The following is a 21,084-nucleotide window of genomic DNA, read 5'->3' as shown; positions in this document are numbered from 1 at the left end:
CCCACCCATGCGCTTGACCCCCGATGCCGCCACCCTCTGGATGCGAGGCCTGCCCCACTGGCGGCGCTGCGCGTTCGACGGTGTGGCGTTGCTCGGCGACGACCTCGTGCTCGCGGCCGACCCGACGGCCCCGGCACCGGCCTGGCCGGTGGCTCCCGCCCAGCGCTGGACGGGCATGGCCTTCGACACGCGGTGCCGCCTGTTCCGCGCCATGCCGCAGGCCGGCGCGACGGATGCCGAGCCCCTGGCGGATCTGGCCTACGTGATCTGGGGCCAGACCTCGGCCCTGGGCGTGCACAACGCCACCGTCCACCCCTTGCACCTCAGCGGCATGGGCACCGAGGGCGCGGGTGACCCTGGTGAGGTGCCTCAGCACCTGGTGGCCGTGGGCGTCGATGCCCATGACCTGCTGTACGCGACCGACCCGGTGCGGCGTGCGGTGTGGGTCATCGACCCCTGGCAGCGCGAGGTGTCGCGGCGCATCGAGTTCACGGCCATCCCGCTGGACGTGGCCACTTGTGGCGACGCCGTGTTCGTGCTGACCGACGACGGGCAGGTCTGGCAACTGTCGGCCTGCGAGGCCCCGCAAGCCATGCCCTGGCCCCGTCGTGCCGGCGCGGTCCGCCTGACGGTGAGTCGGGCCGTGCAGGCCCTGGACGCGGGCGCCCAGGCGATGGGTGCCGGGCCCTGGCTGGCCTGGGTGCTGGTCAACCCCGGGGCGGCGCTGTCGCGTGTGCACGCCTTGCACAATGGCTCGGCCGTCACGGTGGCCGACGCGCTCGACCTGGTCAGCGGCGACGACGACGCCCGCCTGGGCACGCCCCTCACGCTGGCCATGACGCCAGGGCAGGACTTCGTGCAACTGCGCTGGCTGGGCGCGCAGCCCACGGTGCAGGGCGCAGGCTTGTCCGCACCCGGTTACGACGACACCGGCATCGCGCTGGCGCCGGATGGGCGCGTGGCCTACTGGAGCCCCGGCGGCTTGCGCCACGCCTCGCCGGCGCGGGCCCGCTACCGCACACGCGGCCAGGTGCTGGGCTTTGCGCTGGACAGCGGTCACGACCAGCGCAGCTGGGGGGCGGTGCGCGTGCAGGCCTGCGTGCCCCAGGGCACCGAGCTGCGCGTGTGGATGGTCACCCGCGACGAGCTGGACCACACCGACCCCGTGCCCCACACGGCGCCCGTGGGGGCCTTGCCCGACTTCACCGACGTGCCTGAGCCCGAGCGCACACCGCTGGTGTCCTCGCTGAGTTGGGCGCTGCAGTTGACGCAAACGCCCCAAGGGCACGCGCTGTACCGCGACACGCACCAGCCCCGTTTGCTGGACGCCCCCGATGAGGGCATGCAGTGGTTCGAGGTGCCGGTGATGGCCCCGCCCGGACGTTACCTGTGGGTGATGCTGGAGCTGCGTGGCACGCGCCACAAGAGCCCCAAAGTGCGCGCCGTGCAGGTGCAGCACCCGGGCCACCGCTGGCTGCAGCAGCTGCCCCGCACCTTGTGGCACGAGCCCGCCTCGCGCGATTTTTTGCATCGCTATCTCATGCCCCTGGCGCGTCTGCTGGACGACTGGGACCGCAGTGCCGCCGAGCGCCATCGCCTGCTCGACCCCCGCATCACGCCCGCCGAGGCCTTGCCCTGGCTGGGCCGCTTCGTGGGCCTGGCGATGGACCCGTGCTGGCCCGAGGCCGTGCAGCGACAGCTTGTGGGCGAGGCCGCGCGCTTGTTCCGCACACGCGGCACGGTGGCCAGCCTCAAGCGCATGATCGGCATCCTGGTGGGCGACGCCGAGGTGGTGCTGCTCGAGCATTACCGCCTGCGCGGCGGTGGGGTGATGGGCAACGAGGCCGCGCGCGAATCCCAAGCCGTGCTGGGCGCAGGCTTCCGCGTGGGCGGGCTCATCGGCGAGCCCAACACGCGCCCACTGGCCGACACCGAGCCCGTGCGCTTCGACGACTTCGCGCATCGCTTCACGGTGGTCATTGCCACGGTGCTCACCGAGGCCCAGCGCGCCTGCGTCGAGCGCCTCATCGAGCTGCACAAACCGGCGCACACGGCGTTCACCCTGTGCACCGTGCAAGGTGGCTTGCGCCTGGGTCTGGGCTCGCACCTGGGCGTGGCCACGGTGGTCGGGGCCTCGGGTGGATTCCAGCCCGCCATCACCGGCGAGGCCGCGTTGGGCCAAGGCTTCATCCTGGGGCGGCCCGAGCTGGACGCGCCCGCCACCCCCGGCACCACCGGCACGCATGAGGCAGGGGCGGACTTCGCACCCCATCCCGAGGAGCCCATCGCATGAGCCTGCCGTCCGGTGCCCGTCCTGATCCGAACGCCGCCGTGCAGGTGGGGCGTTTGCATCAGCGCTTCGTCTGCGCGGATGCGGCGCAGGCGGCGGCCTTGTCGGGGCAGTGGCCCGAGCTGAGTGCCGCCTGGCAGGGCAGTCTGCAGGATGTGGATGAGGCCGTGCTCAACGCCCTGCCCGACGACCCGGAGGAGTGGGTGCTGATCCCACGGGTGCAGGTGCAGTCGCGCTGGCGGCCTGAGGCGCCCACGCCGCAGTGGGGCCAGGACTGGTGGCAGGCCGTGGGCCGCGCGGTGGACGACTGCGTGCAGTCGCCCCAGACCCACGCGGTGCTGCGTTACCGGCGCCGCAGCGTGGCCTTGGCCGACCTGCTGTACCGCAGTGCGCTGGGCGACACCTCGCGGCAATGGGCCTGGCAGTGCATGGGCCTTATTGGCCGTGGCGACCGTGCCGACCTGTCGGCCGACGAGGCGCTGCAACAAGGCTGGTCGCACCTCTGTGCGCAGCCGGCCGAGGTGGCGCCGGTGCTGCAAGCGCTGCTGCGGGCCGAACGAGACACCGGGGCCTGGGGCGCCGTGCTGCGTCGACTGAGCTTGAACGATTGGCGCGTGTTGCGCGCGGCCTTGCCGGGCGCGTGGGCGACCGAACTCCAAGGCCGCCACCCCTCGGGCACCCATCAGGAGGCGGCCGCGTCCGAGCCCGGGGTGGCTGCCCCTCTGAACACACCCGTGCTGATGGCCTGGCAGGCCTGGGTGAAGCGTCAACCCGCGCTGGTGGCGCGCTGGGCTGCCAGCCCCGACATTGGCGATGCGCTGGCGGCGCTGCTGGGCGCCTGGTGCTGGCCCTGGGCGCAGGCGGCCGAGGTGCAGGCCCGGTGGCCACGCTGGCGGGCCCAGGTGTTTCAAGGGGTGGCGCACGGGCAGGCCGCCACAGGTCGCCAGGCGGTGCGCCGTGCCGTGCCTGAGGCGTCCCCTGCCGCCCCATGGCCGCAGCCCGCTGTCCGGCCGTCTCAGGCGGGGTCGAACCCTGGCGAAGCCCCCACCGTGGCGCATGAGCCTGCAGACCGCGAGGTCGCGGCTCAGACGCATCAGCCATCACGTCGTGAGGTCGGTGAACCCGTGGTGCCCGAGTTGCCGCAGCAGCTGGATGCGCGCCACACCCTGGCCACCGCTTGGGCGGGCGCCTGTTTCTGGTTGGGGCGCTTGCCCCGGGTGTGGCCCACGCTGTGCGCCGAACTGGCCTCGCGTCTGTCTCCGGGCGCGGGTCACGCCAGCCTGTTGCACGCCGAAGCCTGCCTGGGTGCAGCGCTGGCCGAGGCCCTGGGCGTGCCCCCCCACGACCCGGTCAGCCGCTTGTGGTGCGGTGGCTTCGGCGTGGTGGCCGAGGGCGGCAGCCCGGGCACCGAGGCGCTGAGCCCCGAGCACTGCGACGCCGTGCACCGCACCGCCCGTCAGCAAGTGCGGGATTGGTCTGAACGCCTGTGGGCCGACCTGGGTGAGGACGCCCATGCCCCGGGGCCCGATGGCTTCGCCACCCCTGAGGCGGCCATGGCCTGGCTGGTGCAGCGCCCCGCCATCCTGCGGGTCGAACCGGGCTGGGTGGAGGTCTGTTTCGAGCCCGATCAGGTGGACACCCGCATCCGCCGTCTCGCGCTCGACCTCGACCCAGGCTGGGTGCCCTTGTGCAACGCCGTTGTGAGGTTTCGCTATGCATGAAGTGCCGCGTGATGACTGGCTGCAGCAGGTGTGCCTGCACACCCAGCTGGCCGTGGCCGACGTGGCCCTGCGCCTGGCGTCGCACCTCTCGACGGCGATGCCCGCCGAAGAGCCGTCGCGCGCCGCACAGCGCGCCCGCACGGTGCAGGCCGTGCAGGCCTGGGCGGAGCCTCGGATCATGGCCGCCGGAGAGGCGGCCATCACGGTGCCCGACCAGCATCCCCTGGCCCGCATGGTGGCCCTGGGCACGGCCAACGCACGTGACGAACTCCCGGCCGATGTGATGGCCGACCTCCTGGTGCTGGCGGCCTTGCCCCACGCCCACGAATGCCTGGCGGCCCTGTTGCGCCTGTGGCACCCGGACGGAGCGCCCTGCGCCACCGTCACCCTGGCCCTGTCGTGGCTGGAGGCCCATGGACGCATGGTGGATGAAGACGCGGCCCGCGAGGCCTTGCGCCGTGCCGTGACCATCGGCCCACTGGCCCGTCTGGGCCTGTGGCACCTGGGCGGTGAGGGCCCTTGGCACGGCCGCAGCCTGCACCTGGACGAGGTGGTCTGGGCGGCGTGGTGTGGCCGTTCGCCGGACGGCATCGGGGCCCCCTTGGACGGTGGCGCGGCCTCGGTGCCCGGTCTGGACGACTGGCTGGCCCAGACCGAGGTGCAGGCCGCCGCGCTGGCCTTGCGCCAGGGCCAGCCCTGCCAGATCGTGGTGCAAGGTGGCACGGCGGCCATGCGTCGCACCCGCGTGCGGGCCCTGCTGGGGCTGGCCGGCGTGGCGGCGGTGCGGGTGCCGAATCAGCACACCGGCCTGGGACAAGCCTGGTTGTACCAGGCCGCCTGGTGGCTGGAAGACACGCAGGATGCGCTGCCCGGGTCGGGCCCCGACGCCGCCGCACATGGCGATGCGGACGAAGATGTACCCGGGGCCCCCGATGCCCCCGATGCCCCCGGTGCAGCCTGGCCCTGGCCGCTCACGCAGGTGTGTAGTGCGGCCCACGCCGGGGCCGTGCCCGTCACCGGTTTGCCGCGTCTGCGCCTGCAGGTGCGCGCCTTGACCCCGGTGGCCCGCCGCAGCCTGTGGCGCACGCTGTTGCCGCAACTGGGTGACCAGGCGGCGGTGCTGGCGGCGCGCTATCCCATCGAGCCCGATGAAGCCCGCGACGTGGTGCGCGACCTGGCCCTGCGCCAGACCTTGCTGCAACGCCCCTTGGACCTTGACGACGTGGCCGATGGCGTGCGGGCCCGCGTGAGCGCCGTGCAGCGCGCGGGCGTCACCCGGGTGGTGCCCCATGCCGACTGGTCGGCGCTGTTGCTGCCCGACGAGGCGGTCGAGGCCCTGCAGTCTGCCGTGCGGCGTGTGAGCCAGCAGCTCACCGTGCTGGACGACTGGGGCTTTGCGCAAGGGCGGGGCGACCGGCGCGGCGTGCGCCTGCTGTTCCACGGTACCCCGGGCACCGGCAAGACCCTGGCCGCCGAGGTGATGGCCCGCGCCCTGGGCGTGGACCTGCTGGTGGTGGACCTGGCCAGCCTGGTCAGCAAATGGATCGGCGAAACCGAGAAGAACCTGGCGGCCGTGTTCGACCTGGCCGAGCGTTCGCGCGCCCTGTTGCTGTTCGACGAGGCCGACGCGCTCTTCGGCAAGCGCACCGACACGCAAGACGCGCAAGACCGCTACGCCAACTTGGAGACCGCCTACCTGCTGCAGCGCCTGGAGCGCTACGAGGGCGTGGCCGTGCTCACCACCAACCTGCGCTCCCAACTCGATGCGGCCTTCTCGCGGCGCTTCGAGTTCATCGTCGAGTTTCCCGAGCCCGAGGTGCGGGTGCGCCAGGCCCTGTGGCGCCTGCACCTGCCCGAGCAGGCCCCGCTGGCCGCCGATGTGGACCTGGCCGAGCTGGCCGACTGGTATCCCCTGTCGGGCGCCCAGATCAAGAACGCTGCCCTGGCCGCCGCCTTCCTGGCCGCCGCTGAGGGCCACGCGACCCACCGAGCGATGGGCCAGCGCCACTTCCTGGTGGCCATCGAACGCGAATACGACAAAGCAGGCCGCGCCCATCCGGGCTTCCCGGCCCACCACACCCTGAACCCGTCCGGCATGGACGACTGGAGGACTTCATGAGCACGCTCATCACCTACTGGCAAAGCGAGGCCAGCCGCATCCTGCAGGCCCAGGCGGAGGCCCGCGCCCGGCTGGCCACCCTGCGGCAGGAGGGAGCCGTGACCCGGCAGGCGCTGCGCACCGCGCAAGACCAGGCGCTCACTGCCGCCGCCGAACAGGAGCGACTGCGCGCCGCACTGGCCCGCGTCACCATGCCGGCGGACGCCACACCGCTGCTCAACGACCTCAGCGCCGCCCGCGTGGCGCAGGCCCAGGCCCTGAGCGATCAGGCCGAGGCCGAGGGCGTGCTGGCGCAACAGGCCTTTGATCAGGACGTGCTGTCGCGCTGGTTGCAGGCCCTGGAGGCCGACGCCGCCCAGGTGGACGTGGAGCTGGCCCAGGCGCAAGCCGAGGCCACCGCCCGCACGGCCTTCGTCAACGAGTTGCAGACCGGCCGTTGGCAAGAAGCCGCCAATGACGCCACCGCCGCACTGGCCGCGCACGAGACCACCGCCAAGGCCCGTGTGGAAGGCGCCTTCCCGGCCACCGACCCTGCCCAGCCCCTGTTGCTGCAACGCCTGCGCGACCGCGCCGAGGCCGCGCGTGATGGCACCCTCCGCGCCCAGAGTCGTGCGCAGAGCGCACACGCCGCCGCCCATCCGGCGCTGGCCCAGGCCGAGCGTGCCCACGCCCAGGCCCTGGCCGCTGTGCGCGAGTTTGCCGATGCGGCCACCAAGGTGGCTGACGACGTCGACACCTTGGCCGCGCTGGCGGCCTTGCCGGCCGGTCGTGGCCCACTGACCGACGCCCAGGCCGCCCGCTTGGCGTTCAATGGTGACGCCGCCTTGCTGGCCCAGGCCGAAGCGGCCTTGGCCCTGCTGAAGGCCGTGGACGACGCCGAAGACACGGTGCGCAGCAAGCAGTCGGCCTACGACCTAGCGTGGGCCGCCGCCCGCGCCACCACCCCCGACGCCACCCTCGCGGCCTTGCATGCGGGCGCGATCAAGACCCCGTTTGACGAACTGACCGCCGCCAAACTGAACCGCCGCAACGCCCACACGGCCTTGGCGGCGCACGCCGATCACCCTTTGCTGCAACGCTGGCTGGCCGACGTGCCCGATGCCTTGTGGGATGCGCTGGAGCGCCTGGATGCCGCGCTGGCCCGTTTGAAGCGGCTCAAGGACGGCACGCCTTTGAGCCAGTTGCTGTCGGCCTTGACGCTGGCCGAAAGCCAGCATGCCGACGCCTTGCAGGCCGCGCGCCTGGCCGTGCGCCAGCGTGAGGCTGCGCAAGCCGCATGGTCCTTGCTGGCCAGCCGTGCCGACGTGGCCCAGGCCGAGCAAGGCCGCCGGGTGCGCCTGGCCTGGCGCAGCACCGGCCTCGTGAACTGAGCCCCCCACAGGAGCCAAGAAGATGTCAGCCACCGTCACCCGCTTATCCAGCGCCTGCGACCCTGCGGCCGACGCCGACCGCTGCGCCGCCACCTTGCCCGAGAACCCGCAATGCACGCTCAACGTGCACTTCGGCCAATTGCTGGGCGTGGCCGATGTGCGCGCCCTGCAAGGCTTTCACGTGGGGCAGGCACGCCGCCATCAGCGCGCCCTGCATGGCCATGGCGTGGTGGCTGGCTATGCCGTCACGGTCGACGGTGAGACGGCCGAGCTGCGCGTCAGTCCCGGGCATGCCATCGACCTGGGCGGCCGCGACCTGCTGATCGAGCAGGCCCAATGCCTGAGCCTGGCCCGCTGGTGGGCTGCCCGCCTCAGCGAGAAAGACCCTGATTACGCCGAGTTCTGGGACCGCGACACCGCCCGCATCGACCTGCAGGTGCTGCTGTCGTACACCACCTGCCTGACCGAGCCCGTGCCCGCCGTGGCCGACCCCTGCCAGCGGCAATCCAGCGACATCGCCTACGCCCGTGTGTGCGAGTCTGCGCGCCTGAGCCTGCAGCGCATCGAGGCCAGCGACGAGGCGCCCGTGGCCCCGCCTTCCGGGCCGACCCCCGGCTCCGACCGTGATGCGTGGGTCGCCTTTCTGGCGGCGTTGCCACCAGACGCCGTGCCCGATGCCAACGATCCCGCCGCCATCCCGCCGGTGCCGCTGGCGCGCCTGACGGGCGTGCAGTTCGACCGGGTGGATGGGCAGTGGCAGGCCAGCGTCGACGCCGTGGACATGAGCGTGCGACCGCTGCTGCTGTCCACCGCCACCCTGCAGCGCGTGCTGATGCCGGCGCTGGCCACGCCGCCCCTGGTGGGCGGTCCGGTGATGGTGGCTGCGGGCAGCGCCGCCGTGGGCGCCACCGTGACCCTGGTGTTCAGCCAGCCTCTGGCGGCGGCCAGCGTGGCGGCGCAGGCCTTCACCGTCACCCAGTTCGATGCCACCACCGGCTGGCGGAGCCTGACCGTGGACGCAGCCACCTACACCGAACCCGCAGGCGTGCCCACGGTCACGCTCGCGCTCAATGGCCCCCGCGACGACACCCTGGCGGTGCGCGTGACGGCCCAGGGCCGTGGGCCCACTCCCTTGATGGGCGCCAGCGGTCTGCCGCTGGGTGCCTCTGAACCCCAGGCCGATGGCCAGCAACTGTCGATCACCCTTTCGTGAGGTCCCCCATGGGCAAGCAAGACGAACTCAAGACCGAATGCCTGGACACGGGCGTCACCGACGGCCGCGCCTTCATCGAAACGGCCTCGCCGCTCAACCGCCTGCATTACTTCGATGGCCGCTTCCTGCGCGCCGACGACCTGGCCCATGAACAGGCCTACCATCGCCTGCGCGTGCAACTGGCCAACCAGGCCGGTGGCTGGGGCGTGGTGCATGGCTTGGACTTCGAGGTCGAGGGCAACCAGATCACCGTGCTGCCCGGCATGGGCGTCACGCCAGCGGGTGAATTCGTCATGGCCGTGGGCGAGGTCTCGGCGGCGCTGAGCGAGTTGCTGGCCGTGGCCCAACCCGCGCCCACCACGGGCTCGGCCGGCTTCGAGCCTTGTGTCAGTGGCACGCCAGGTAGCACCACCACGGTGGGCGACGGCCTCGTGGTCTACGAGCTCACCGTGGGCCCCATCGACGCGCTGTGCGGCAACGAGCCTGTGCACGGCAAGCTGTGCGAATCGGCCTGCGTGTCCGACTCGCGGCACAGCAGCATCGTCGAAGGCCTGGTCATGCGCCTGCGGCCCATCGCCTTGCCACTGCCCAACAGCCCCTTGTTCGGCACCGCCCACCTGCGCAACCGCGTGGCCTCGGCCTACTTCGAGCGCGAGCGTCAGGCCGTGCCCCACCTGCTGAGCCCCCAGGGCCTGCGCGGCCCCGTGTGGTGCGGCCCCGCCCACATCGGCACCCGCAACGAGCTGGTGCTGGGCGTGCTGGTGCGCGAAGGCCAGAGCCTGAAGTCCATCGACATGTGGACGGGCCGCCGCGAGCGCATGGAGGCCCAGGCCCGCGCTTACTGGCAAGGCCGCATGGCCATGCGCCCGTGGAACGTGTTCCTAGCGCAGATTCTGCAGTTCCAGTGCCAGCTCAGCCGCGGCCTGGGCGGCGATGTGGACCTGGGCGCGCCGGTGGACCCTTGCGACGACTTGCGCGAGGCCCTGGAGCGCACGCGCCGCGAGATCCGTGCGCTCAACAAGCACTACGCCGACAGCGCACGGGCCATGGCCGAGCGCCTGGGCGGGCGCGTCACCAAATCGGACGCCACCTGGATGGTGAACGAGGCCAAGGCCTCGGCCGCCAACCTGCAGGCCATCGAGTCGGCCCTGTCGAAGTTGAACCTCAACAGCGGCCAGCAAACCCCGGCGCGCTGGCTGCTGGCCAAGGGCTTTGGCGACTTGCCGCCGGCGGGCTACCTGCCGATTGCGGCCACCCAGTCGGTGCCTGAGCAACTGGCCCGCTGGTTTGGCGAAGGTGTGCGCGTGCACCTGCGCGCCGCGCCGTTCGATGCCCTGCCGCACCTGCTGGAAGAAGCCCAGCACATGAACCGCATCTCGCTGACCAAGGGCATCGAGAACCCGCAGGCGCTGGAAGAGGTGGAGGTGTTCGTGCCCGATGGCGCCGTGGGCTCGGTGGCCGCAGCGCCGCAAGGCACCTGGTGGCAGACCCAGCTCAACGTGCCCATGGCCGGCGTGCTGGTGCTGGCCGCGGCGGCCAAGGGCAAGGGCGATGATGAGGCCCCGGTCGCCGAAGAGATCAACACCGTGGAGGTGGCGGCAGACAGCACGGGCACGCCCTCACAGCCCGCCCCCACGGCGATGCGCATGATGCGCGCCGAGCAGCCCATGAACATGGTGGTCGGCACCACGCTGGGTGGCACCATGAAGGGCGCTGCCCCGGAGGGCTTGAGCCGCACCGACCTGGACCCGACCGCCGGACACCGGCTGACCGTGGTGCTGGGCGGACGCAACGAGGACGATGCCCCCGTGGAAGAAGCTTCCGTGGATGAGGCCTCCGCAGAGGAGACCCCCTTGAGGGAGACCAGTGGCACCCACACCGCCAAGCTCAGCACCACCGGCCGCACTGGCCGCAACGGTGTGGAGGCCGCCTACCTGGCCGGCGATGTGCGCGACGACCCCTTGAGCCTCACCGTGGGCCAGAGCACCCCCATCGCCATGGAGGTGGCCCTGTTGATCGCCGCCAAGGCCGGCGTGCTGATGGCGCTGAAGTCGCAAGGCACGGTCACGGTGCTCAGCCGCAGCACGCAGGCGCAACGCACCGTGGCCCGCGTGCAGCTCGACCTCGACCAGCAGTCGGTGGTGGTGGCGGCCGGGCAGTCCCAAACCAAGCGCAGCACCATGCGCCGCACCCTCACCCTGAGCCGCCGGGGCACGGCGCGCGAGGGCCTGCTGCAGATCGACGATGCCGCGCAAAACCCCAAGACCCCGCCCATCGACGTGGTGTGGGACGACCTGCCCCGCCAGGCCGTCGTGGGCATGGACTGGCAAAGCCTGGTCGACCAGGCCGCCGACGAGGCCACCGCCCAGGCCATCGCCGCCGCCATGGGCCGCCTGGATGCCACCCCGGCCGACGGGCGCCTGGAGTTGGCCACGCTCAATGCCTTGTCGGGCATGCCCGCAGCATCGTCGGGCCTGGCCACGCGGGCGCTCAACGCCATCACGCAATTGTCAGAGGCCATGGACGACGCGGCCTTCTTCCACCGCGCCCGCCAACGCCTGTTGCCCACCGCGCAGGCCAGCGACACCGTCGCCGTCAAGGCCGTGCACGACTGGGTGATGTTCCGCCGGGCCCGTCCGCATTTCTGCGACCCAGTGTGCACCGCACCCGTGCCCGAGTCGCTGACGGAGGCCTTCCAGGTCTGGCACCTGCGTTTGAAGTCGGTCGATCAGATGATCGCGTTCAAGGAGGCGGTGAAGACCGCGGGCGATGCGGTGTGGACGCAGTTCGCGCCCAAGCGCGTGGGCGTGCTGCGCTACCTGGACGACAACACCACGCCTGAAGAAACCGCAGGCGATGTGCGCGCCATGTGGGCCGCCTCCAACCCGGGCAACACGGTGGTGCTGGGCCGTGCGTGGGAGCGCACGCCCCAAACCGGCCAGGGCTGGCAAAACCGGGCCCGCCTCAACGACATGGTGCGCACCCTGCAGGGCATGGTGCAGCTGCCTGCTGCGGGCGGCAGCGTGCTGGGCACCCTGAACAAGGCGCCGACCGCGCTGGACGACGCCAGCCTGGACGGCGGCATGCTGCTCGTGACGCTGGACGTGATGGAGGTGGCCTCCATCACTCATCGCCTTGTGGTGCTTGATGAAAAAAGCCATTTGAGCGTGACACAGGCCCTGCGCCGCAGTCCGCAGGAAGGATGGCAAAGGATGGAGCGCTTGCTCGCCCAGGCCGAAGAAGCCCGCGCTGCAGGGCGTGACCCCGGTGTGCCAGACCATGTGTTCACGGTGCAGGGCGAGGCGCTGTCCACCGGAGCGCTGGCCGAGCTTCAGACCCTGGCGCAGCGGGCCCTGAGCTCGACGGCGGAGGGTCCCCTGCGTGCCAGCGCCGTGTGGTTGCAGTCTGCGTCGGCCGGTGATTTGGCGCAGGCCACCAGGCAGGTCGAGCAGTTGCGCGCGCCCTTTGCTGCCACCCTGGAGGGCACCTACCAGGTTGGTGTGAGCAACTTCGGCCGTGCTGCGCAACACCTGGTGGTGGTGGGCGTTGCACCGGTGCGCCCTGCCTGATTGACGATCGTACGTCCATGGCCACGTCGTCGTCCACCAAGCCTGACACCGCCAAAAGTGGCGGTCGTCAGGCTGCAACACCTGCAAAATCGCAGGGCGATAAGGCCACGTCTGCGGCCGGGGCCCAGGACGCCAGCAAGGACGCTTCGACAGCGAAGGGCGCCGCCAAGGATAAGGATGTCGGCAAAGCGTCCAGCGCCGGCCCGGGCACCCAGGCCAACAAGGACGCCTTTGCGCGCCTGGCGGCTCGTCCCAAGCTGGCCGTCACGCAACCGGGCGATGCGGTGGAGCGTCAAGCCGATGCCATGGCCGATGCCGTCATGCGTCAGCCTGCGGCCGCACCGGCCACCCCAGTGGCATCCGGCGCGCCGAAGGCGGGTGCGTCGAACGCGGCAGGGCCCACGGGCCAGCCACCGGTGCAACGCAAGGCCACGGGCCCTGAGGCCCCAGCGCCTGATCGCGCCGACCCCTCGGGCTCCAAGCAACCCGACAGCCCCGAGGCCCTCAAGGGCCGTCTGGGGCCCGGCGAGCCCATGGACGCTCAGGCACGGGCTTTCTTCGAGCCCCGATTCGGGCGCGATCTGTCGCACGTGCGCGTGCACAACGACGCGGCGGCGGCCGACGCAGCCCGCAGCCTGCACGCCCGCGCCTTCACCTTCGGGCAGCACATCGTGTTCGCGGCGGGCGAGCACCAACCTGGCAGCGAGCAAGGGCGCGCGCTCATGGCGCACGAGTTGGCCCACGTCATGCAAAACGACGACATGGACCTGGGGGCCGTGGTGGCGCGCAAGCCCAAGCCGCCGGCCGCGCCCGACCCGGCCTACGCCAACCCCAACGACGTCAGCCAGTCGGCCATCGACCCCGCCAAAGACAAGAAGGCCCGCAAGGACCTCGAAACCCTGAACCTGCCCGACCTCAAGGCCCGGCACTTCCATCTCTACAAGAAACGCGCGGGCAAGTCGCTCAAGCGCCCGGCGGGCTACAACCGCAAAGACCCCACGTTCGCCACCGACCAGATCAAGAAGTGGGACGAGAAGGTGGACCTCACGGCCCACTACGACAAGATCGGTTTTGACCCGGCGGCTGGCAGCCAGACGCTGCAGTTCCGTGGGGCGCCGCCCAAGCCGCTCACGGGCACGCCCGCTGTGCTGCGCGACCAGCTCAAGCGCCCACAGTGGACGCCGGATGGCGCCTGGCAAAGCGGTGCCTTGCAGGTGGACCACATCGTCGAGGCGCAGGTGGGCGGCGAAGACGCCTTCGAGAACTACGAGCTCTACACGGGCAAGCACAACATCACCGCCGGCCCCTTGCTGCAAACGTCCATCAACAAGAACGTCAGCGCCTACCTGGCGGCGGTGGACAAAAACGCCACCAAGAAGTTGGTCGGTGACTACCTGCAGGCCAACGACATCAACTTCAAGGATGTGAAGGGTGGCGGGGGCAGCGCCAAGAACCCCGAGAAAACCTCGCAGTTCTGGTCGCGCGACGAGATCGTCAAGGGCAAGCACCTGGCCTGGCTGATGCCCGACCCGGCCGAGAAGCCGTCGGATGGCACCGATGCCAAGCGCTTTGCGCTGTACTCGGGCACCGGGGCCGGTTACATCGACTCCTTCGCCTACAACAAGTCCAAGAAAACGGTGTCGGTGGCCAACAATGGCCGCCTGGCGGGCATCGACCTCACGGCCATCAAGATCACGGCCGATCTGGGCAAGGCCGGCCTGAGCGGCGACATCGGCACGCTGGAAGGCACCTGGAGCCTGCCCAAGTCCGTGAAGGTCAACGCGGGCAAGAAGTTTTCGGTGGGGCTCAAGGCCGTGGCGGGCAAGCCCTATGCGGGGGCGATGGACAACCTGCCCGCGCCCGAGATGGACGTGCCCGGCGCCAGCCCCGTGGCCTTCGAGCAGATCAGTGTGTTGCGCGGCCAGGTGTTTGCCGATGGCACGCTCACCGCCAGCCATGAGTTGTTTCAGGGGTTGAAGATCCCGGTGCGCTGGCGCGGTGATGAACTGGCCTTCGAGCACACCCTCACCGCCACCGACCTCAGCGACAAGTTCAAGCTCCCAGGCATCACCATTGACGAGGCCAGCCTCACGCTGATGTTCGGCACCAAGGGCCTGGGCGCCGAGGGCAACCTCAACTTCAGCATCAAGGGCTTCGGCGCCGGCTACCTCACGGTGGGCATGCGCAGCGGCAAAGAGTCGCCCATCCTGTACGCCAAGGGCGCGCTCATCGCCGACCGCAAGCTGTTCGATCTGGCCCAGGTGGAGCTGGGCTACAGCACGGGCGAGGGCTTCAGTGGCAAGGGCACGCTGGGCATCACCAACCCCGACAAGGTCAAGGGCATCAAGTCGGCCTCGCTCAGTGTGTCGTATGCCAACTCGGTGTTCACCGCCACGGGCGACGTCTCGCCCGACATCCCTGGCCTGGCGTCGGCCTCCTTGAGCGTCACCTACGCCAAAGAGCAGTTGCAGATCACAGGCAAGCTGGCGCTGGACGAGAAGGTGCCCATGGTCGAGGCGGCCGACATCACCGTGTCGGTCACGCAGACGGGCGACCAATGGAAGGTGGCCGCCAATGGCGAAGTCACGCCCAAGATCCCGGGCCTCACGGGCGCCAAGCTGGCCTTCGATTACAACGATGGCACCGTGCTGCTGGAAGGCAGCTTCAAGTTCGAGAAGGGGCCCTTGAGCGGCACCGTGAAGGCCGGGGTCACCAATGCGGCGGTGGATGACAAGGGCCAGCGCTCCGAGAAGGGCGAGGGCGGCACCTTCAAGGCCTTCGGCGCCGCCGACATCGACGCCAAGCTGATTCCCGACAAGCTCACCGGCACGCTCAAGCTGCGCCTGGCGCCCGATGGCACGGTGCGTGTGGGCGGAGGCCTCAAGGTCGAAGAGGTGCAGCTCTTCCCGAAGGTGCCCAAGGGCGATGCCAACTTCATCGACAAGAAGTTCGATTCGCCATCGATCCCCGTGCCCGGCCTGGGCTTCTCGGTGGGCTCGGTCTCCGTGGGCGTCACCTTGTCGGCCACGGCCACGCTCAAGGCCCATGCCTACATCGGCCCGGGCACGCTCAAGGGCGTGAACATCGAAGTCGAAGAGTTCGACCCGGCGGCGATCGACATCAACCAGCTCAAGTTCAAGGGCGGCGGCCGCTTCGAGGTGCCGGGCGATGCCGGGGTCAAGGTGGGCGCCAAGCTCAACCTGGAGTTCAGTGCCGCCGTGGCCAGCCTGGTGGGCAGCGTGGGCCTGGAGGCGGGCGTCAACATCCCTGAAGAGAAGCAGCCCATCCTGGGCGCCACCACCAAGTTCACCTACAGCGTGAACGATGGCCTGGACCTGTCCAACACCCTCAGCCTGAACATCAACCCCGCGCTCACCTTCCGCGTGTTCGGTGAGGTCTCGGCCAAGCTCAACCTGCTGCTCAAGAAGGTCACGGTGTGGAGCAAGGACTTCACCCTGGCCCAGGCCAGCTACCAGTTGCCCGTGGGCATCAACGCCACGGGCACGGTGGGCTACAACTCCAAGACGGGAAAGATCACGCCCGAGAAGATTTCGGACGCCTTCAGCATCAAGCAACCCACGCTGGATTCGAACACGCTCAGCGAGATCGCACGCGGCAAGTCTGGCCCCCCGGTGGTCGAGACCACCGACGATCAGGGCAAGGTGGTGGACGACACCGAGCTGATGAGCAGCGAGCCGGTGTGCAGCGTGATGCCCGACGAGCCCAACGCCTCATACGACCCCGGGCAGTCGCTCATGCCCGATGCCTTGCCCGAGCCCGAGCCCCATCAATCGGTGATGCCGCAGCGGGCCGAAGGCACGCCGCAGACCGGCGCGCCGCCGCCCACGGAGGTGGACGACGGCCTGCTGCAGCGTCTGGGTGCGGGCCAGTCGCTGGACCTCCGCACACGCGTGCGCATGGAGCAGCAACTGGGGGCTGATTTTTCGCAGGTGCGGGTGCACACCTCGCCCGTGGCCGAACGCGAGGCCGAGCGATTGCAGGCACGCGCCTTCACCGTGGGGCAAGACATCGCCTTTGCGCCGGGTGAGTACCAGCCCGACAGCCTCGAAGGTCAGCGCCTGCTGGCGCACGAGTTGGCGCACGTGTTGCAGCAACAGCGTGGTGTGGCCCGCCAGGTGATGCGGCTGGGTGAGGGTGAGACCGAGCCTGATGCCTCACCAGGGGCCTCACCAGCGGCATCTCCGACCGCCACGGACACCGCCGCCCCTGAGGCCACCGATGCGGCCGACGCCACCGAACCCGCCTTGGGCGACATCACCCTGCCGCAACTCAAGCTGCCTTCGTTGAAGTACACCGAGACCGACGACAACCGGCACCGACACGCGGCCTACCGGCGCGCCTTGACCGCCGGGGTGAGGCGCCCGGCGGGTTACCGTCGCGCCGACCTGGATTCGCGCCAGCAAAGCCTGTGGCGCCGGGCCACGCCGCCCGGCGCCTTGCGCACGGCCTTGCAGACCGTGGTCAGCGGCCTGGAGACCGACAAGGTCTATGTGGCTGTGCCCCGGCAGCGCACCCTGGCCAATGCAGGCAATCACGTGATGGTGGGCCGTGTCAATGATCTGGCCTTGGCCCTGCGCCAGCCCCGCTGGACCCGCGACGGCGAGCCCCAAGACCACCCCTTCGAGGTGGACCACATCGTCGAGCTGCAGATCGGCGGCATCGGCTACGACCGCATCGACAACCTCGAACTGCTGGAGCGCAGCGCCAATGGCGCCTCGGGCCGCGCCATCGACCGCTACATGGACGAGGCCTTTGCCGCTTATGCCCGCTCGGACGCGGCGGCCACCTTGCCGGCCGAGCAGCGCCAGGCCGAGGTGCTCAAGCGCCGTTTCAACGTGCGTTACGGGGGCTTTCTGGCCGAGGGTGATCCCAGCACCGGCCACCGCTACACGCTGGACAACGTCCTGGCCGCGCAACCGGCCGAAGGCTTGCGCATCCACGACCCCAGCAACCTCACGGGTACGCCCAGCGACGGCCATGCCGTGCAGCCCTGGCCCGCGGGCGTGGACGCCGCACGCTACACCGGCTCACCCAATCTGCTGGTGCTCTACCCCACCAGGCGCGGCGGCCAGCCCAAGGAAGTGCCTTTGCGCGAGGGGCAACCCGTCGATGCCGACCGCGTGTTGCGCGACTGGGTGCCCGGCCTCACCACCACCGGCCTGAGCCTCACGCTGAGCGAATCCGCCACCGGCCCCATGGGGCATGTGCGCGGCAGCCTGGTGCACGCCCAACTGGCCGAAGGCGCGCGCGCCGACGTGGACATCGCCATCCAGCGCCTGCCGCGCCTCACCAACGCCGGCGTGCTGGACACCGACGCGCTTGAAGATCGCTTCCGGGGCATCCTGCGCGCAGCGGGCGTCACCGCGCTCAGCCCCGTGGTGCTCAGCGACATCGACATCGTGCCCGGCATCGGCCTGACGGTGCACGGCCATGTTGAGCCCAGCATCGCCTTGCTGCGTGGCACGCGGCTCGATTTCCGCATCCTGGGCGACGACCTGCAGGTTTACAAAACCTTCAGCGGCGGCGAACTGGCCCTGGGCGGGCCCTTCCGCATCGATGGGTGTGATCTCACCGTGGCCCTGGGCACGCGCAGCGGCCTCACCGTCGATGGCGGCGTGGCCTACAGCGTCAGCCGCCTGGGCCAGGGCAACCTGCGCGGGGCCGCCAGCCGCGAGGGCTTCCGCCTCACGGGCGATTTCCAGTTCGACCGCACCTTGTTCGATGGCGAAGCCAGCGTGCGCCTGGCCTACGAGCGCACGCCCGACGCGCCCGAGGGCAAGCTCTCGGGCGGCGGGCGCCTGGCCATCGGCCCTGGCAAGGTGCGCGGCATCCAACGTGCCTCGGTGGACGCCAGCTTCGACGGTGAGCAGCGCAGCATCCAGGGCACGGCCGACCTGTCCATCCCCGGTGTCGAGTCGGCCACCCTGGGCGTGACCTTCGACCCCGAGCGTGGCACGGTGATCGGCGGCGCGGCGCGCTTCCGCGATCGGCCCGGCCTGCGCAACGGCCGCATCGAGGCCTCGCTCAGCCAGGCCAGTGGTGCTGATGAGTGGTCGCTGGCGGCCACCGGCTCGGCCGAGGCCACGTTCGCGGGCATCACCGCCACGCTGGAGGCCAGCTACCGCAACGGCCTGTTCATGTTCGCGGCCGATGCCCCCTTCGAGGTGGGTGAGCGGGTGCGCGGTCGCGTGCGCGTGGGCCTGACCAACGGCGATGTGGACGACGAAGGCCGCCTGCTGGACGCGCCGCCCGCCGAGGGCACCGCCGGCGGTGGGGGCGAGTTGCGCCCCTTTGGCAACGGCACCGTCACCGTGCGCCTGACCGACTGGCTGGAAGGCGGCGTGGGCCTGAAAGTGCGCCCCAGCGGCGAGCTGCTCATCAGCGGGCGCATCGGCATCCCCGAGCCCATCACGGTGTTCGATCAATACCCCTCGCCCGAACGCGCCCGCCGCGAGCTGTTCCGCATGCCCACCGTGTCGGTGCCGCTGGTGGGGTTGTCGGTGGGCGGCACGGTGGTGGGGGTGGCGCTCACCATCAACGGGCGCGTCACGGGCCATGCCCACGTGGGCCCGGGGCGGCTGACCCGCACCGAGGTCGAGGTGCACGACTTCAACCCCGCCCAGCCCGACAGCCTGCACGTCACCGGCGGGGCCACCTTCGACCTGCCGGCCGAGGCCGGCGTGGCCGCCTCGCTGGACGCCGGTGTGTCGCTGGGCGCGGCCGTCATCCGCGCCACCGCCGGCCTGAGCGTCAGCGCCGAGGCCGCGCTCACCGCCCGCGTGACCCCGGCCGTGGACATCGACTGGCGCCCCAACACGGGCCTGCACCTGCACGCCGGGCTGGACGCCTCGCTCACGCCCCGCCTGGCCTTCAACCTCAATGGCTACGCCGAGGTGGTGGCCGATGCCTTCGTGACCAGCTTCACCCTGTGGCGCAAAGACTGGAACCTGGCCCGCCGCGAAATTGGCAGCAACCTGGCCCTGCGCCTGGCCGTGCCGGTGGACTATTACAGCGATGGCCGTGGCGTGGTGTTCGACCCGCAGGCCGTGCGCTTTGACGTGCCCAGCCTGAATGGCGACACGCTGGACCAGCTGCTCAATGCGCCTGATTCTGGGGCAGAACGCACGGAGCGCCGAGACGACCGCGGGGCAGGGGAGCGTGCAGCGAGGGGCTGATCGCGCTACCATGGCTCCATCGGGTGCATGACGTTTGAAAGCGCGGGCGATGGGATTCGAGCAAGTGTTGGCGGTGCTGGTGGCGGCGGTGTGCGTGGCCTTGCTGGTGCGCCTGGCTGTGGGCCCGCAACGGCGAGCCCGCCTGGACCGCGTTTTTTGGCGGGTCTGGGGCCGCGTCGAGGCCCATGCCAAGCAGTTGTGGCAACAATTGCGCTACGGACGCTCGTCACGCCGACAAGCCCAGCAGATGTTCGATGAACTGCGCCAGCGCAGCCGCGATGGTGCTGCCACCCCGCCACGCGCCGGGGTCAAACGCGAGGGCAATGTCTACACGCCAGAGCGGTTCAAGGGTTCTGCCAAGTCACCCGACAAAAATTGATTTTTACGTCAAGATATTTCTCATCTGTGGGAATTCTTGATATAAATGTCAAATGCAAACCCTCCAAGAACTGGGTGAAGCCGTTGCCGAGCGCCGCAAGGCGCTGAACCTGCGTCAGCAGGTGGTGGCCAAACAGGCGGGCATCACCCCTGAATCCCTGTCTCGCTTCGAGCGCGGGCGCGGTGCCGAGTTCGGCGCCCGCAAGCTGCTGGCCGTGCTGGCTGTGCTGGACATGGAGTTGGACATCGTGCCCACGCAGCCCGGCGGGATGCTGGATGATTTGCGTCGTGAGCGGAGCCAGGCATGACGCCTTCGGTTGGTAACGTAATTTGAACGAGCCGTATGGTGGCTACAGGCACAAATCGGAGGGGAAAGTGGCGACAGCGACGATCAAGCTATTTTTGGTTCATGGCGATCCAAAGCGCCTACGAACGGCAGAGCTTTCTAATTGGACAGGAAAAGCAGTATCCGGGCCACGTACCGAGTTTGAAGGGCTGCTGTCCCGAGATGAATCCGAAAAATCGGGCATCTATTTGCTCACTGGCGATGACCCAGAAACGGGTCGACCTGCGATCTACATTGGTGAAGCCGAGTGCATCCGAGACAGGATCAAGCATCACAACGACAAAGACTTCTGGAATCAGGTTACCTTTTTTGTCAGCAAAGATGAAAACCTGACCAAGGCTCATATTCGCTACTTGGAAGGCAAGTTGCTTGAGGCCGCCAAAGTAGCAGGTCGAGCAGTCGTGACAAATAGCCAAAGCAGCGGCTCAAAGCTGCCCGAGTCAGATCGATGGGAAATGGAAGTTTTCCTAGAGAAGGTCAACCAACTCCTGCCGGTGCTGGGCATCGACCTGCTTGTTCCGGTGACGGGGGCGACAACGCCTGATGCCGCTGTAAGCCCGCCACTATTTTGCGAGATCAAAGGTGTCAAAGCCACCGGCCAAAGAACAGCTGCGGGGTTTTTGGTGAAAAAGGGCTCTGAGGCTGTGCTAACCGAGCGCCCCTCTTCAGAGAAGTGGCCTTGGACCCGAAATCTTCGCCAGAAACTCAAAGACGAAGGTGCGCTGATTGAGAGCTCCGATCACTTGGCCTTTGTCAAGGACGTCGAGTTCGCCAGTCCGAGTGCTGCAGCGGCAGTCATTCATGGAGGTCATGCCAACGGACTTACCGCATGGAAAGACGCCAACGGAACGACTCTCAAAGAGTTAGAGGCTGTTACCTGAC

10 protein-coding genes are annotated in these 21,084 nt (G+C 69.7%); all 10 read left to right on the top strand.

Translation table 11 applies throughout. From position 1 onward, the window contains the following. The first annotated feature begins 7 nt into the window (after positions 1-7). From WNB94_RS08445 to WNB94_RS08400, 10 genes are read left to right on the top strand one after another with little or no spacing between them, the layout of a single operon-like run. Positions 8-2,293, top strand: coding sequence for a phage tail protein (locus WNB94_RS08445; RefSeq protein ID WP_341389668.1), 2,286 nt, complete (start codon positions 8-10; stop codon positions 2,291-2,293). Then, entirely contained in the window at positions 2,290-4,011 is a 1,722-nt protein-coding gene (locus WNB94_RS08440; protein ID WP_341389666.1) for a hypothetical protein, read from the top strand. The genes WNB94_RS08445 and WNB94_RS08440 overlap by 4 nt, the downstream gene beginning before the upstream one ends. Further along, on the top strand, positions 4,004-6,130 hold the full coding sequence (locus WNB94_RS08435) for an AAA family ATPase (RefSeq protein ID WP_341389665.1): 2,127 nt from the start codon (positions 4,004-4,006) through the stop codon (positions 6,128-6,130). Before WNB94_RS08440 ends, WNB94_RS08435 begins: the two co-directional genes overlap by 8 nt. Next, positions 6,127-7,500 carry a coiled-coil domain-containing protein gene (locus WNB94_RS08430; protein ID WP_341389664.1) on the top strand — a complete coding sequence of 458 codons (1,374 nt, stop codon included), beginning with the start codon at positions 6,127-6,129 and terminating at the stop codon, positions 7,498-7,500. Before WNB94_RS08435 ends, WNB94_RS08430 begins: the two co-directional genes overlap by 4 nt. Before the next feature lie 22 nt (positions 7,501-7,522). Then, positions 7,523-8,713 carry a hypothetical protein gene (locus tag WNB94_RS08425; RefSeq protein WP_341389662.1) on the top strand — a complete coding sequence of 397 codons (1,191 nt, stop codon included), beginning with the start codon at positions 7,523-7,525 and terminating at the stop codon, positions 8,711-8,713. 8 nt (positions 8,714-8,721) lie between these two features. Next, complete coding sequence (locus WNB94_RS08420) at positions 8,722-12,282, top strand: hypothetical protein (protein WP_341389660.1); 3,561 nt, start codon at positions 8,722-8,724, stop codon at positions 12,280-12,282. A 17-nt stretch (positions 12,283-12,299) separates the two neighbouring features. Next, a complete protein-coding gene (locus tag WNB94_RS08415) occupies positions 12,300-19,478 on the top strand; it encodes an eCIS core domain-containing protein (RefSeq protein ID WP_341389658.1) in 7,179 nt (2,392 codons plus the stop codon). Between the two features lie 49 nt (positions 19,479-19,527). After that, a complete protein-coding gene (locus WNB94_RS08410; protein ID WP_341389656.1) occupies positions 19,528-19,857 on the top strand; it encodes a hypothetical protein in 330 nt (109 codons plus the stop codon). 52 nt (positions 19,858-19,909) lie between these two features. Then, positions 19,910-20,164, top strand: a complete 255-nt coding sequence (locus WNB94_RS08405; RefSeq protein WP_341389654.1) for a helix-turn-helix domain-containing protein — start codon at positions 19,910-19,912, stop codon at positions 20,162-20,164. A gap of 22 nt (positions 20,165-20,186) precedes the next feature. Further along, complete coding sequence (locus tag WNB94_RS08400; protein WP_341389652.1) at positions 20,187-21,083, top strand: GIY-YIG nuclease family protein; 897 nt, start codon at positions 20,187-20,189, stop codon at positions 21,081-21,083. Position 21,084 lies beyond the last annotated feature (1 nt).

Source organism: Aquabacterium sp. A3, assembly GCF_038069945.1.
Classification (GTDB): Bacteria; Pseudomonadota; Gammaproteobacteria; order Burkholderiales; family Burkholderiaceae_C; genus Aquabacterium.
The sequence above is the reverse complement of the archived record's forward strand: the minus strand, read 5'-3'. Positions and strand labels throughout refer to the sequence as shown.

Excerpts from the sequence above, each read along its gene's own strand:
- WNB94_RS08445 (WP_341389668.1), top strand. The coding sequence starts at position 8 with ATGCGCTTGACCCCCGATGCCGCCACCCTCTGGATGCGAGGCCTGCCC.
- WNB94_RS08440 (WP_341389666.1), top strand. The coding sequence starts at position 2,290 with ATGAGCCTGCCGTCCGGTGCCCGTCCTGATCCGAACGCCGCCGTGCAG.
- WNB94_RS08435 (WP_341389665.1), top strand. The coding sequence starts at position 4,004 with ATGCATGAAGTGCCGCGTGATGACTGGCTGCAGCAGGTGTGCCTGCAC.
- WNB94_RS08430 (WP_341389664.1), top strand. The coding sequence starts at position 6,127 with ATGAGCACGCTCATCACCTACTGGCAAAGCGAGGCCAGCCGCATCCTG.
- WNB94_RS08425 (WP_341389662.1), top strand. The coding sequence starts at position 7,523 with ATGTCAGCCACCGTCACCCGCTTATCCAGCGCCTGCGACCCTGCGGCC.
- WNB94_RS08420 (WP_341389660.1), top strand. The coding sequence starts at position 8,722 with ATGGGCAAGCAAGACGAACTCAAGACCGAATGCCTGGACACGGGCGTC.
- WNB94_RS08415 (WP_341389658.1), top strand. The coding sequence starts at position 12,300 with ATGGCCACGTCGTCGTCCACCAAGCCTGACACCGCCAAAAGTGGCGGT.
- WNB94_RS08410 (WP_341389656.1), top strand. The coding sequence starts at position 19,528 with ATGGGATTCGAGCAAGTGTTGGCGGTGCTGGTGGCGGCGGTGTGCGTG.
- WNB94_RS08405 (WP_341389654.1), top strand. The coding sequence starts at position 19,910 with ATGCAAACCCTCCAAGAACTGGGTGAAGCCGTTGCCGAGCGCCGCAAG.